This is a genomic window from Chryseobacterium sp. BGA-UO-ETr-SB22, from assembly GCF_059567885.1.
Genome location: NZ_JCAQOV010000004.1, coordinates 64,843 through 77,001 on the forward strand (window position 1 = coordinate 64,843; position 12,159 = coordinate 77,001).

The 12,159-nt window shown below is 34.6% G+C and carries 20 protein-coding genes; 1 reads left to right on the forward strand and 19 read right to left on the reverse strand.

What is annotated here, in order from left to right; translation table 11 throughout:
* Positions 1-36: 36 nt before the first annotated feature.
* The 3 genes from AC57AW_RS04000 to AC57AW_RS04010 all read right to left on the reverse strand — a co-directional run bounded on the left by AC57AW_RS04000 (position 37) and on the right by AC57AW_RS04010 (position 2,907).
* Positions 37-825, reverse strand: coding sequence for a sensor histidine kinase (locus AC57AW_RS04000; RefSeq protein WP_496350908.1), 789 nt, complete (start codon positions 823-825; stop codon positions 37-39).
* A gap of 618 nt (positions 826-1,443) precedes the next feature.
* Positions 1,444-2,268: a hypothetical protein gene (locus AC57AW_RS04005; RefSeq protein WP_496350909.1), complete on the reverse strand. Its 825-nt coding sequence runs from the start codon at positions 2,266-2,268 to the stop codon at positions 1,444-1,446.
* Positions 2,269-2,274: 6 nt separating this feature from the next.
* Complete coding sequence (locus tag AC57AW_RS04010) at positions 2,275-2,907, reverse strand: response regulator (protein ID WP_496350910.1); 633 nt, start codon at positions 2,905-2,907, stop codon at positions 2,275-2,277.
* A 447-nt stretch (positions 2,908-3,354) separates the two neighbouring features.
* Between AC57AW_RS04010 and AC57AW_RS04015 the strand changes: the two genes are divergently transcribed.
* Positions 3,355-3,789 (forward strand): hypothetical protein, encoded by a 435-nt coding sequence (locus AC57AW_RS04015; protein ID WP_496350911.1) that lies wholly within the window; start codon positions 3,355-3,357, stop codon positions 3,787-3,789.
* 110 nt (positions 3,790-3,899) lie between these two features.
* Here AC57AW_RS04015 and rplQ read toward each other — a convergent pair whose 3' ends face one another.
* The 16 genes from rplQ to rplE all read right to left on the reverse strand — a co-directional run bounded on the left by rplQ (position 3,900) and on the right by rplE (position 12,150).
* On the reverse strand, positions 3,900-4,412 hold the full coding sequence (rplQ, locus tag AC57AW_RS04020) for a 50S ribosomal protein L17 (RefSeq protein WP_318847227.1): 513 nt from the start codon (positions 4,410-4,412) through the stop codon (positions 3,900-3,902).
* Between the two features lie 6 nt (positions 4,413-4,418).
* Positions 4,419-5,414, reverse strand: a complete 996-nt coding sequence (locus tag AC57AW_RS04025) for a DNA-directed RNA polymerase subunit alpha (protein WP_255813661.1) — start codon at positions 5,412-5,414, stop codon at positions 4,419-4,421.
* Positions 5,415-5,447: 33 nt separating this feature from the next.
* On the reverse strand, positions 5,448-6,056 hold the full coding sequence (gene rpsD / locus AC57AW_RS04030) for a 30S ribosomal protein S4 (protein ID WP_103231545.1): 609 nt from the start codon (positions 6,054-6,056) through the stop codon (positions 5,448-5,450).
* A gap of 19 nt (positions 6,057-6,075) precedes the next feature.
* Entirely contained in the window at positions 6,076-6,465 is a 390-nt protein-coding gene (rpsK, locus tag AC57AW_RS04035) for a 30S ribosomal protein S11 (protein WP_318847228.1), read from the reverse strand.
* Positions 6,466-6,477: 12 nt separating this feature from the next.
* Positions 6,478-6,855 (reverse strand): 30S ribosomal protein S13, encoded by a 378-nt coding sequence (rpsM, locus tag AC57AW_RS04040; RefSeq protein WP_034738759.1) that lies wholly within the window; start codon positions 6,853-6,855, stop codon positions 6,478-6,480.
* Between the two features lie 9 nt (positions 6,856-6,864).
* A complete protein-coding gene (rpmJ, locus tag AC57AW_RS04045) occupies positions 6,865-6,981 on the reverse strand; it encodes a 50S ribosomal protein L36 (protein ID WP_007839480.1) in 117 nt (38 codons plus the stop codon).
* Between the two features lie 62 nt (positions 6,982-7,043).
* The gene (gene infA / locus AC57AW_RS04050; RefSeq protein ID WP_034684855.1) at positions 7,044-7,259 is read right to left on the reverse strand and encodes a translation initiation factor IF-1; all 216 of its coding nucleotides are present in this window, start codon (positions 7,257-7,259) and stop codon (positions 7,044-7,046) included.
* A gap of 3 nt (positions 7,260-7,262) precedes the next feature.
* Positions 7,263-8,642 carry a preprotein translocase subunit SecY gene (gene secY, locus AC57AW_RS04055; RefSeq protein ID WP_047376580.1) on the reverse strand — a complete coding sequence of 460 codons (1,380 nt, stop codon included), beginning with the start codon at positions 8,640-8,642 and terminating at the stop codon, positions 7,263-7,265.
* Positions 8,643-8,651: 9 nt separating this feature from the next.
* Entirely contained in the window at positions 8,652-9,101 is a 450-nt protein-coding gene (rplO, locus tag AC57AW_RS04060) for a 50S ribosomal protein L15 (RefSeq protein WP_496350912.1), read from the reverse strand.
* A gap of 20 nt (positions 9,102-9,121) precedes the next feature.
* Entirely contained in the window at positions 9,122-9,298 is a 177-nt protein-coding gene (rpmD, locus tag AC57AW_RS04065) for a 50S ribosomal protein L30 (RefSeq protein ID WP_047376578.1), read from the reverse strand.
* Positions 9,299-9,308: 10 nt separating this feature from the next.
* On the reverse strand, positions 9,309-9,830 hold the full coding sequence (gene rpsE / locus AC57AW_RS04070) for a 30S ribosomal protein S5 (protein ID WP_496350913.1): 522 nt from the start codon (positions 9,828-9,830) through the stop codon (positions 9,309-9,311).
* Positions 9,831-9,849: 19 nt separating this feature from the next.
* Positions 9,850-10,203: a 50S ribosomal protein L18 gene (rplR, locus tag AC57AW_RS04075; RefSeq protein ID WP_103231548.1), complete on the reverse strand. Its 354-nt coding sequence runs from the start codon at positions 10,201-10,203 to the stop codon at positions 9,850-9,852.
* Positions 10,204-10,218: 15 nt separating this feature from the next.
* Entirely contained in the window at positions 10,219-10,764 is a 546-nt protein-coding gene (rplF, locus tag AC57AW_RS04080; protein ID WP_318847230.1) for a 50S ribosomal protein L6, read from the reverse strand.
* 17 nt (positions 10,765-10,781) lie between these two features.
* On the reverse strand, positions 10,782-11,180 hold the full coding sequence (rpsH, locus tag AC57AW_RS04085; protein WP_103231550.1) for a 30S ribosomal protein S8: 399 nt from the start codon (positions 11,178-11,180) through the stop codon (positions 10,782-10,784).
* Positions 11,181-11,325: 145 nt separating this feature from the next.
* Positions 11,326-11,595 (reverse strand): 30S ribosomal protein S14, encoded by a 270-nt coding sequence (gene rpsN / locus AC57AW_RS04090; protein ID WP_047376574.1) that lies wholly within the window; start codon positions 11,593-11,595, stop codon positions 11,326-11,328.
* A 3-nt stretch (positions 11,596-11,598) separates the two neighbouring features.
* Complete coding sequence (rplE, locus tag AC57AW_RS04095) at positions 11,599-12,150, reverse strand: 50S ribosomal protein L5 (RefSeq protein WP_496350914.1); 552 nt, start codon at positions 12,148-12,150, stop codon at positions 11,599-11,601.
* Between the last annotated feature and the right edge of the window lie 9 nt (positions 12,151-12,159).

Sequence of the window (12,159 nt, forward strand, 5' to 3'; positions counted from 1 at the left end):
AAAACCACACCAGTCAATTACACAAAGGGGTAATTTTTATACTGTTATTTTAAAAATCAGGCAGGTTGCAGAGTTTTCAGATACAATATGACATTCACCGGACAGTTCATTCATTCTTCTTTTCATATTTCTGAGGCCATTTCCCTTTGGTTGCTCATCCGGAATACCGATTCCGTTATCTGATATTTTCATAGAAAAGTTATTTTTTTCCTGTGAAAATGAAAGTTTCAATGTATCTGCATGGCTGTGTTTGTATACATTATTCACGGCTTCTTTTAAACAGAGAAAAAGATTACGCCTCATTTCGGTGGAAATGGGAGTTTTGGCAGTGATATCTTCACATTCTGAATGCAATACTATTTTTGTTTTCTTTAAAAAATTTCCGGTATACGATATCGCATAATCGATGAAGCTGCCTAACGTATCATTTCCTGAGTTCAGACTCCAAAGCATTTCCCGCATGGAAATATTCATTTCTTCTGAAGTTTTCAGAAGTTCATCAATATCGCTCTGCAGATCATCATCTTCTGCTTTCTGCTTTAGAAATTCTGCCTGAAGTTTCAATGCAGAAATTCCTGCACCCAGATCGTCATGCATGTCATGGGAAATACGTTCTCTTTCTTTTTCAATTGATCTTTGTTTTTCGAGTTCTTTTTGTAGGAGCTGGTTTTGATGTTCGACTTCTTTGAGCTGTTGTTCTTTCAGATATAGAAGCTGCTTTCTATTGTACATTAATACAACAAAAATTGTAAAAGCAACCAAAAGCACCACTAAAAGTAATGCGATTAAAAAAATAAGTTTTATTTCTGAAGGTAAAGACTTCATTTTTTTTCCATTGAGTTATATTTATGTAAGGCAATATAAAATAGACCACCACAAACAATATTGATTATATTTAGTATTTGTTTCAGCAGTTTTAGGAATGGTTTGTCAATTTCATTCAGCAGATACATGGGAATAATTCTGAAAAGAAAAAAACAGCTCCATAAAAGTATCGATGTTGAGACCCAAAAGATGGGATCGTCTGTAATTTTCGATTTATTAATATTATTTAATTTATAACTGCACCAATACAATACCTGCAGTATATTAATAACACAATACGTGATCGCAATATTCAAATTATATTTATCAACATAAAAAAGTTCAATATTCAATATTATTACTATTAATACAATTGTAGATAATAGAACAGCTACCTTCTTGTTTTTAATATGTCGGAAATAAAAGATGACAAAATAAAAACTATTGAAAAGATTCAGATAATTATACTGAATTGATTTAGTTGAAATAAGATTAATTTCTGAAAAGAAATCTACCGCAAAATTGACAATTAAATACAACAAAAAATAGTCTTGAGAGGATAATTTTCTTCCTCTCAAAACTATGATGCCTTTTATTAAAACAATAAAAGAAATTATATAGTAAGCTGTAATAAGCATTTTATGGTTCTAAACTTCCCTGATCATAATATGGAAACTCTGCGCTAAGTAATTGTTTATTATTATCTGAAGGCATCGTTGCAAGATATATTGACTCTTTTCCTCCTCCAAAACTTACCGTCTTTTTTCTTCCAATACACGGTATGAAGTCAAGTCTGGAAATACTTTTTTTAAGGCAACCTTCCAGGTACATATGCATTCTATCAATATATTGTTTCACGAGAATCAAATCATAACGTATACAGTTTGCTACATAAGTGTCATTTGATGCATTAGTGAGAATTCTTCCTAAATTCGTACTATCAAAGTTTCCCAAGTGATTTGCATCTACTTCATAATATCTATCCAGGTTAAAAACAAAATAATGTTTATCCAATTTGGCTGTATCTGATGCTTCGTGGAAAGAAAGACTTGCATATAAGTATCCTTCTAAACTTTTCAGTGATAATTGATTTTCAGGCATCATCCTAGAAAATTCACTAATTGTACTATTTGTAAGTTCTCTAAAAGAGATTTTCATTATTGTATACCCTTCATTCAAATGATCTCTGACAAGAGTTTCAAATAAATTAAAATCTATATATAATTCCTGACTGATATCAGGAGCCCGCTGCTCAAACAACGCTCTGTTTTTTAAAAATTCATCATCCCCTATCGGATGCGTTACAAAAAAGTTTACCCCATTCTTTGTAATATAATCCTTTATCCATTGTTCACGCTCGGTAAACTCTTTCATTTCATAGAAGTCTTTAATAGTCCCTTCCTTTTCCATCGCAATAATGGCAGCTTCCAGAGCACATTTAAAATCATGCAATTCTTTTTCCATTGTTTCTTAGTTTTTTGATTGGTTAAATTTATTAATAGCCTCCACTTTATTGTTGACGTGAAGTTTTCTGTAGATATTTCCGACGTGTTTTTTTACCGTATCAATGCTGATGCATTTTTGATCTGCAATTTCTTTGTAAAGGAGTCCTTCTGAAAGAAGTTCAAGAATCTCCTTTTCACGCTCTGTAAGTTCATCGAAACCTTCAATTTCCGGAAGCTTTCTTTCAAAATGTTTGAGTACTTTTCGGGCAATGGAAAAACTCATAGGAGCTCCGCCCTGGTATACATCCCGTATAGAAGAAAGGATTTTATCCATACTTTCTCCTTTTACAAGATAACCCATCGCACCAGCTTTTAAAGAGTTAAAGATCTTTTCTTCATCATCAAAGCTGGTACACATAATAAATTGTGTATCGGGCATCTCTTTTCGCAGCTTTTCTATGATTTCTATTCCGAGCATATCCTGTAACTGGATATCCATCATTACAACATCCGGGGAAATAGCGGGAAGATTTTGCATGGCATCATTGCCGTCAAAGAACTGAGCAATTACCTTCATATCCTGTTGGTAATTGATTACTTTCTTCAACGCATTGTTGTAGTTTTTTTCGTCTTCTACTATGGCGATGGAAATGCTCATGACTTATTTTTGTTTGTAGCAAATTTCAACAGAAAACAAATTGAAATCAATTACACCTTTGGGTAATATTGACATTTGAGTTGATCGTGGTGGTTTAGTCTTTTTAGTTTTATTAAATTTAATCAATTTTTCATTCCAAAACCAACATTAATTTAAATTAATATCAACATAATAAAACAAACGATAAATAAATGACAACTGAATATTTAAAAACCAGATTTTAATCCAAGAAAAAATCATTTATTTGGATTGCATACTGAATGAATATTTACTTATAAGAAAAGCCCCATCTTCATTCTTAAAATTATCAGTTGGGAAATCACGTTATAGAAAGAGAAAAAGAAGAGAATTGTATTTCAAAATCAACAGAAATTCCTCATATTGTCAGGCATGATTTTTGTAAAATTTAAATAATAAAAATCATCGTAACTATCAAATAATATAATCATGAAAAAAAGTCTTTTAGCACTAGGTGCTGTACTTACATTAACTGTAATCAGCTGTAAAAAAAATGAAAGCGGAAACAAAAGCGTTATCAAAACAGACAGCTCAGAAACTGTAGTTACAGACAACAACGGAAAAATAGATTCGGTAACACAAAGTTCTTCAACAGTAGATGTAAACGGAAAGAAAATTGAAAAAACAGATTTTGTTTATAAAGCTACAGACGGAACATTGGTGAAAGTAGTATTCAAAAATGATCCGAAAGAAAGTACAGTAGCCATTACCAGCAACAAGAAAACTTTTACATTACCTAAGACAGAATCCAAAGGTGATGAAACGGTTTACAAGAAAGATGATATGACCGCAAGGGTAAAAGGAGATAGTCTTCATCTTGAACAGGGTAATAATATTATTCAATTGAAAAGAACAAAGATCTAAAATAAAATGTCCTTCAATATTGAGGGACATTTTTTATTTTGTAATTACATTAAAGGAAATAAAAAAACCATCCGGAGTCCGGATGGTTTTTATATATATCTGAATGAATATTATTCTTCAGTTTTTTCTTCAGTAGTATCAGCTTTAGCTTCTTCTACTTTTTCTTCTACTGCTGGAGCATCAGCAACAACTGCTGCTTTAGCTGGCGTAGATCTTCTGCTTCTTCTTGTAGCTTTTTTCTCTTCAGCATTAGGGTTGTAAAGCTCGTTGAAATCTACTAATTCGATAAGAGCCATATCAGCAGCATCACCTGGTCTGAAACCTGTCTTAATGATTCTTGTATAACCACCGTTTCTTTCAGCGATTTTAGGAGCTACAGTTCTGAATAATTCAGCAACCGCAAATTTATTTTGAAGGTAAGAGAATACTACTCTTCTGTTATGTGTAGTATCTTCTTTTGCTTTTGTTAATAGAGGCTCAACATATACTCTTAAAGCCTTAGCTTTAGCTACAGTAGTGTTGATTCTTTTATGCTCAATTAGAGAACAAGCCATATTAGAAAGTAAAGCACTTCTGTGAGAAGCTGTTCTTCCTAAGTGATTGAATTTTTTACCGTGTCTCATTATTAATTATTTATCAGCGTCTAACTTATATTTTGCAACGTCGAAACCGAAGTTAAGACCTTTTGAATGCACTAATTCTTCTAGTTCTGTCAAAGATTTTTTACCAAAATTTCTGAATTTCATCAAATCAGACTTACTATAAGAAACCAATTCTCCAAGAGTTTCTACTTCAGCTGCTTTTAGACAGTTAAGGGCTCTTACAGAAAGATCCATATCTGCTAATTTAGACTTAAGAAGTTGTCTTGTGTGAAGAGTTTCTTCATCATATTGGATAGATGCTTTTACGGCTTCCGTTTCAAGGGTTATTCTCTCATCAGAGAATAACATGAAGTGATAAATTAATATCTTAGAAGCTTCTGTTAAAGCATTCTGAGGGCTGATAGACCCATCAGTTTCTATATCTAATACAAGTTTTTCGTAGTCTGTTTTTTGCTCTACACGATAATTTTCAATGCTATATTGTACTTTCTTGATCGGCGTAAAAATAGAGTCGATAGCAATAGTTCCTACAGGAGCATTGTTTGACTTATTCTGTTCAGAAGGCACATACCCTCTACCTTTTTCAATATTGAAAGTAATTTCGAAAGTTACATCACTGTTTAGGTTGCAAATCACTAAATCTGGGTTTAAAACCTCAAATCCGTTGATAGACTTTCCTAAATCACCAGCAGTAATAACCGTCTGACCTGAAACTTTAGCAATAACCTGCTCGTTAGCCTGGCCTTCTGCTGCAGCTTTTAATCTTACCTGCTTAAGGTTAAGAATAATTTCGGTAACATCTTCGATTACTCCTGGAATAGTTGAAAATTCGTGCTCTACACCTTCTATTTTGATAGATGAAATAGCGTATCCTTCCAGAGAAGAAAGCAACACTCTTCTCAAAGCATTACCGATTGTAAGCCCGAAACCTGGTTCTAAAGGTCTGAATTCGAATTGACCTTTAAATTCATCAGAGTTAAGTAAAATTACTTTATCGGGTTTTATGAATTGTAAAATTGCCATATTATTGGGTTGAGCAAAAATTTGATTAAAAAATTATTTAGAGTAAAGTTCCACGATAAGGTTCTCCTTGATATCCTCCGGAATTTGGATTCTTTCAGGAGCAGAAATGAAAGTACCTTCTTTCTTCTCATCGTTGAATTGTAACCACTCATAGTTTGACTTAGAAGCCAATGAATTGGTAACAACTTCAAGAGACTTAGACTTTTCTCTTACAGTGATTACATCACCAGCTTTTACCAAGTAAGAAGGGATATTAAGAATTTCTCCGTTCACAGTGATGTGTCTGTGAGAAACTAATTGTCTTGCACCAGATCTAGTTTTAGCAAAACCTAATCTGTACACTACATTATCCAATCTTGATTCACAAAGCTGTAATAGAACTTCACCTGTTACTCCTTTGCTTCTGTGTGCTTTTTCAAATAAGTTAGCAAACTGTCTTTCTAAAATACCGTAAGTATATTTAGCTTTTTGTTTTTCAGCTAACTGAACTGCATATTCTGATTTTTTAGCACCTCTTCTTTTATTAGGACCGTGTTGTCCTGGCGGTTGGTTTTTTCTTTTTTCGAAGTTTTTATCATCTCCGTAGATTGCAGCACCAAACTTTCTAGCAATCTTAGTTTTAGGTCCAATATATCTTGCCATAATGGGTAAATTCTAAAAATTAAACTCTTCTTCTTTTTGGTGGTCTACATCCATTGTGTGGCATTGGAGTCACATCAATGATTTCGCTAACTTCAATTCCTGAATTGTGAATAGTTCTGATAGCAGATTCTCTACCTGCACCAGGACCTTTCACAAACACCTTTACTCTTCTTAATCCAGCTTCATGAGCTACAGCAGAGCAATTTTCAGCTGCCATTTGAGCAGCAAAAGGAGTGTTCTTTTTAGAACCTCTGAATCCCATTTTACCGGCAGATGCCCAAGAGATAACCTCTCCACTTTTATTTGTTAAAGAAATGATGATGTTATTGAAAGAAGCTTGAATATGTGCTTCACCAATAGCTTCAACTTTTACTTTTCTTTTTTTAACTACTTTACTTTGTTTTGCCATAATTCCTAACGATTATTTACTTGCCTTTTTCTTGTTAGCAACTGTTTTTCTCTTTCCTTTACGGGTTCTAGAGTTGTTTTTCGTTCTCTGGCCTCTTAAAGGTAGTCCTAGTCTGTGACGTATTCCTCGTTGGCATCCTATGTCCATCAATCTCTTGATGTTCAATTGCACTTCAGATCTTAATTCTCCTTCTACTTTAACGTTTTCGGAGATATATGTTCTGATTGCAGCCAATTCATCGTCATTCCATTCGTTGACTTTCTTGTCTTCGCTGATACCGGCAGCTTTAAGGATTTCAGAAGAAGTATTTCTTCCGACTCCATAGATGTAAGTTAAACCGATAACACCTCTTTTGTTTTTTGGTAAATCAATACCTGCAATTCTCGCCATAATTTAATGTTAGCCTTGTCTTTGTTTAAATTTTGGGTTCTTCTTGTTGATTACGAATAGTACACCTTTTCTGCGTACGATTTTGCAATCAGCGCTTCTTTTTTTAATTGATGCTCTTACTTTCATTTTGATAGTATTTATTTTTTACAAATGCCAAATGGAAAGTGTATTCCATTTGGCTAATTGTTTTAATATCTAAATGTGATCCTCCCTTTCGTTAAATCATAGGGAGACATTTCTAGTTTTACCTTATCACCAGGTAAAAGTTTAATATAGTGCATTCGCATTTTCCCTGAAATATGAGCGATAAGAATATGCCCATTTTCAAGTTCTACACGGAACTGAGCGTTCGAAAGTGCTTCCGTTATAACGCCGTCTTGTTCAATATGTTTTTGTTTTGCCATAAATTAATATCCAGTCGTTCTAGACAGTTTAGACTGCATTAAGCCATCATAATGATGATTCAGCAGATATGTATTAATCTGTTGAACGGTATCTAAAATTACACCTACCATAATTAATAGTGACGTTCCCCCGAAAAATAGGGCAAACGCATCTGTCTGAACAAAGCTTCCATGCACAATTGCTGGAAGGACTGCAAAGATAGATAAAAAAATTGCACCTGGCAAGGTAATTTTTGATAAAATATCATCTAAGTAATCTGCTGTCTCTTTCCCTGGTCTTACTTTCGGTACTAAACCTCCATTTCTCTTCAAATCATCAGCCATCTGGTTCACCGGAATTGTAATTGCAGTATAGAAAAACGAGAAGATAATAATTAATAGCGCAAACAATACATTGTATTGCCAGCTAAAAACATTCTTGAAACCTGCAAGAAAAGTGTTAGACTCGTCGAATTTTGTTAATAATCCTGGTACGAACATCAATGCCTGAGCAAAGATAATCGGCATTACACCAGCAGCATTTACTTTCAACGGAATCCATTGTCTTGCGCCCTGCATAAGATTTTTGTTTACACCTCCTCTTGCTTGAGCTCTGCTTACATACTGAATTGGAATTTTTCTAACAGCCACAGATAAAATCACGGCTAAAAGAACAACCACCATCCAGAATAATACTTCGATAAGGATCATGATAGATCCCATTCCTCCTTTTCCGTTCTGCACGGCCATCTCCTGTACGAATGCTTCAGGTAATCTTGAAAGAATCCCAACCATAATAAGGATGGAAATACCATTTCCGATTCCTTTGTCGGTAATCTTTTCACCTAACCACATTGCGAATACTGAACCAGCAACCAAGATTACAATACTTGGCAACCAGAACATGATAGAATTTGGCTCTACAAAATATGCAGATTGGAACTGAGCATATGGTAAGAATAATTGAGTAATAGAAGTTAAATAAGAAGGTGCCTGTACCAGACAAACTCCAATTGTTAACCATCTTGTAATTTGGTTCAATGTATTTCTACCTGACTCTCCATCTTTCTGAAGCTTCTGAAGATAAGGAATAGCCATTCCCATCAACTGAACAATAATAGAAGCAGAAATATAAGGCATGATACCCAACGCCATTACGGAAGCGTGGCTGAAAGCTCCCCCCGTAAACGACGAAAGCAAGCCAAGGAGACCTGCTCCTTGCTTGTTACCGCCTTGATTTTTATAATGCTCTAAGAGATCTCCCACCTCTGCAAGGTTAATTGCAGGAAGTGAGATATAAGATGCGAATCTATACACAAGGATAATACCTAACGTAAAGAGAATTTTATCTCTTAATTCCTTTAGGCTCCATATATTTTTAAGTGTTTGTATAAATTCTTTCATTAGTAAGTATTATAAGGTAATTGCTTTTCCACCTGCCTTAGCAATAAGCTCTTCAGCAGACTTAGTGAATTTATCAGCAGAGATTGAAACCGCAGATTTCAATTCTCCTCTACCCATAATTTTCACTAATTCGTTTTTAGTAACTATCCCGTTTACTACTAAAACTTCTTTCGTGATATCTCCAGTGATGGATTTATTCTCGATTAAAGTTTGGATAGTATCAAGGTTAACTCCTACAAACTCTTTTCTATTTACGTTTTTGAATCCGAATTTAGGTAATCTTCTTTGTAAAGGCATCTGTCCACCTTCGAAACCGATTTTCTGAGAATAACCAGCTCTAGCTTTCTGACCTTTGTGTCCTTTTGTTGAAGTACCTCCTTTTCCTGTACCCTGACCTCTACCAATTCTCTTCGAGTTGAAAGTAGATCCTGCAGCAGGTTGTATATTGTTTAAATTCATTTTAATTCTCTTTTATAAAATTATTTTTGAACTTCAAGTAAGTGACTTACAGCCGCTACCATTCCTAAGATAGAAGGAGTAGCTTCATGTTCTACAACTTGGTGAAGTTTTTTTAATCCTAATGCTTCAAGCGTTCTCTTTTGGGTTTTTGTTCTACCAATAGCGCTTCTTACTTGTTTTACTTTAATTGTTGCCATTGTTTTAATATTAACCGTTAAACACTTTACTTACAGAAACTCCTCTCATTCTAGCGATCTCTTCAGGTCTTCTGATATCTAATAACGCTTTGAAAGTAGCTTTCACTACGTTGTGAGGGTTAGAAGATCCTTTAGATTTTGAAAGGATATCGTGAATACCAGCAGATTCCAATACCGCTCTTACCGCACCACCGGCGATAAGTCCTGTACCGTGAGAAGCAGGTCTTAAGAAGATATCTGCACCACCGTATCTAGCAGTAGTTTGGTGAGGAATAGTATGGTTCATTACAGGAACTTTAACAAGGTTTTTCTTAGCGTCTTCAACCGCTTTAGCAATTGCAGAAGCAACCTCTTTAGATTTTCCTAAACCGAAACCAATGATCCCTTCTTCATTACCTACTACAACAATAGCAGAAAATCCGAAAGCTCTACCCCCTTTAGTTACTTTTGTTACTCTGTTAACAGCTACGAGACGATCTTTTAATTCTAATCCTCCCGGTTTTACTCTTTCTATATTATCTAGTCCTAACATATTTTCCGAAATTTAATGATTAGAATTTAAGTCCACCTTCTCTCGCACCATCAGCTAGAGCTTTTACTCTACCGTGATATACGAAACCGTTTCTGTCAAATACAATACTTCCGATTCCTGCAGCGATAGCTTTAGCAGCGATAGCTTTACCAACAGCAGCAGAAATTTCAGTCTTAGTACCTTTAGCGTCTACACCTTTTTCTCTAGAAGAAGCTGATGCTAAAGTTTTACCATTTTTATCGTCGATTAACTGAGCGTAAATTTCCTTATTACTTTTGTATACAGATAATCTTGGCAATTCAGAAGATCCAGAGATTTTCCCTCTTACTCTTCTTTTGATTCTTATTCTTTTTTCTAATTTACTTAATGCCATAATACTTATAATTTATTAAGCAGATTTACCAGCTTTACGTCTAACAATTTCTCCTACGAATCTTACACCTTTTCCTTTGTATGGTTCAGGCTTTCTGAAAGAACGGATCTTTGCAGCTACCATTCCTAGAAGTTGGTTGTCGTGAGACGTTAAAGTAATAATTGGGTTTTTACCTTTTTCAGTCAATGTATCAACTTTTACTTCACCTGGAAGTTCTAATACGATACCGTGAGAGAATCCTAAAGCTAACTCAAGTTTTTGACCTGCGTGTGAAGCTCTGTATCCTACCCCTACTAGTTCTAGTTTCTTTTCGAAACCTGTATTTACACCAACAATCATGTTGTTGATTAACGCTCTGTATAAACCGTGAAGCGCTTTGTGTTGCTTAGAATCAGATGGTCTGTTTACATTAAGCTCACCATCTTTTTGTTCTAAAGTAATTCCTGCTGTAAGCTCTTGAGAAAGTTCTCCTTTTGCTCCTTTTACAGTTACTACACCGTTGTTTTCAGTGACTGTAACTCCAGCTGGAATTGTTATAATTGCTTTACCAATTCTTGACATTTTCCTCTGATTAAAAATTAATAAACATAGCAGATTACTTCACCGCCTACTTTCTCTTCTCTAGCTTTCTTGTCAGTCATTACTCCTTTAGAAGTAGAGATGATAGAAATACCCAAACCGTTTAGTACTCTTGGAAGTTCAGTAGAACCTTTGTACTGTCTCAAACCTGGTCTAGAAGCTCTTTGAATAGACTTAATAGCAGGTTTGCTAGTTTGCTTATCGTACTTTAAAGCGATTTTGATCACTCCTTGAACAGCGTTATCTTCAAACTTGAAGTTTAAGATATACCCTTGATCAAATAGGATCTTAGTAATCTCCTTTTTGATTTTCGATGCAGGAATTTCCACCACTTTGTGGCCTGCGCTTTGTGCGTTCCTTACTCTTGTTAGGAAATCTGAAATTGGATCTGTTACCATTTTTCTTTTATAAATTATTGGTTAAAGACAATCAGTATTGAAAAGACTTGAAGAGAAAAATATCAGACTTCAGAAAACTTCGGTCTGATATTTTTGTTCTTTAGTATCCTGACAACTTAATTGTCTCGATTTTAATTAGTAATTATTACCAACTAGCTTTTCTTACACCTGGGATAAGACCGTTGTTTGCCATTTCTCTGAAAGTTACTCTGGAAATACCAAACGTTCTCATGTATCCTCTTGGTCTACCTGTTAGTTTACATCTGTTGTGTAATCTTACAGGAGAAGCATTTTTAGGTAATTTCTGAAGTCCTTCATAATCACCAGCTTCTTTTAAAGCTTTTCTTTTGTCAGCGTATTTAGCAACAAGTGCTTCTCTTTTGCGCTCACGCGCTTTCATTGATTCTTTAGCCATTTCTTAGTTCTTTTTAAATGGTAAACCGAAGTGAGTTAATAATGCTTTAGCTTCTTTATCTGTCTTCGCAGTTGTAACGAAAGTGATGTCCATCCCTTGGATTTTTTTCACTTTGTCAATTACGATTTCAGGGAAGATAATTTGCTCAGTAATACCTAAGTTGTAGTTACCTCTACCATCGAAACCATCTGCTTTGATACCAGAGAAATCTCTGATACGTGGTAAAGCAGAAGAAGTAAGTCTGTCTAAGAACTCATACATTCTGTGAGCTCTCAATGTTACTTTTGCTCCTACAGGCATTCCTTTTCTTAGTTTGAATGCAGCTTCATCTTTCTTAGAGATTGTACCTACTGCTTTCTGACCTGTAATGTTTGATAATTCTTCTACAGCATAATCAATGATTTTCTTATCTGCAGTAGCATCTCCTAAACCTTGTGATACAACGATTTTCTCTAATCTAGGTACTTGCATGATTGACTTGTACCCAAATTCTTCCATCATTGCAGGAACAATTTGCTCTTTGTATATTTTTTTGGGTCTTGCTATAAATTCCATGTTAATTCA

Bases quoted from the DNA above. Each gene is read 5' to 3' on its own strand.
- AC57AW_RS04000 (WP_496350908.1), bottom strand. From the start codon at position 825: ATGAAGTCTTTACCTTCAGAAATAAAACTTATTTTTTTAATCGCATTA.
- AC57AW_RS04005 (WP_496350909.1), bottom strand. From the start codon at position 2,268: ATGGAAAAAGAATTGCATGATTTTAAATGTGCTCTGGAAGCTGCCATT.
- AC57AW_RS04010 (WP_496350910.1), bottom strand. From the start codon at position 2,907: ATGAGCATTTCCATCGCCATAGTAGAAGACGAAAAAAACTACAACAAT.
- AC57AW_RS04015 (WP_496350911.1), top strand. From the start codon at position 3,355: ATGAAAAAAAGTCTTTTAGCACTAGGTGCTGTACTTACATTAACTGTA.
- rplQ (WP_318847227.1), bottom strand. From the start codon at position 4,412: ATGAGACACGGTAAAAAATTCAATCACTTAGGAAGAACAGCTTCTCAC.
- AC57AW_RS04025 (WP_255813661.1), bottom strand. From the start codon at position 5,414: ATGGCAATTTTACAATTCATAAAACCCGATAAAGTAATTTTACTTAAC.
- rpsD (WP_103231545.1), bottom strand. From the start codon at position 6,056: ATGGCAAGATATATTGGACCTAAAACTAAGATTGCTAGAAAGTTTGGT.
- rpsK (WP_318847228.1), bottom strand. From the start codon at position 6,465: ATGGCAAAACAAAGTAAAGTAGTTAAAAAAAGAAAAGTAAAAGTTGAA.
- rpsM (WP_034738759.1), bottom strand. From the start codon at position 6,855: ATGGCGAGAATTGCAGGTATTGATTTACCAAAAAACAAAAGAGGTGTT.
- rpmJ (WP_007839480.1), bottom strand. From the start codon at position 6,981: ATGAAAGTAAGAGCATCAATTAAAAAAAGAAGCGCTGATTGCAAAATC.
- infA (WP_034684855.1), bottom strand. From the start codon at position 7,259: ATGGCAAAACAAAAACATATTGAACAAGACGGCGTTATAACGGAAGCA.
- secY (WP_047376580.1), bottom strand. From the start codon at position 8,642: ATGAAAGAATTTATACAAACACTTAAAAATATATGGAGCCTAAAGGAA.
- rplO (WP_496350912.1), bottom strand. From the start codon at position 9,101: ATGAATTTAAACAATATACAACCTGCTGCAGGATCTACTTTCAACTCG.
- rpmD (WP_047376578.1), bottom strand. From the start codon at position 9,298: ATGGCAACAATTAAAGTAAAACAAGTAAGAAGCGCTATTGGTAGAACA.
- rpsE (WP_496350913.1), bottom strand. From the start codon at position 9,830: ATGTTAGGACTAGATAATATAGAAAGAGTAAAACCGGGAGGATTAGAA.
- rplR (WP_103231548.1), bottom strand. From the start codon at position 10,203: ATGGCATTAAGTAAATTAGAAAAAAGAATAAGAATCAAAAGAAGAGTA.
- rplF (WP_318847230.1), bottom strand. From the start codon at position 10,764: ATGTCAAGAATTGGTAAAGCAATTATAACAATTCCAGCTGGAGTTACA.
- rpsH (WP_103231550.1), bottom strand. From the start codon at position 11,180: ATGGTAACAGATCCAATTTCAGATTTCCTAACAAGAGTAAGGAACGCA.
- rpsN (WP_047376574.1), bottom strand. From the start codon at position 11,595: ATGGCTAAAGAATCAATGAAAGCGCGTGAGCGCAAAAGAGAAGCACTT.
- rplE (WP_496350914.1), bottom strand. From the start codon at position 12,150: ATGGAATTTATAGCAAGACCCAAAAAAATATACAAAGAGCAAATTGTT.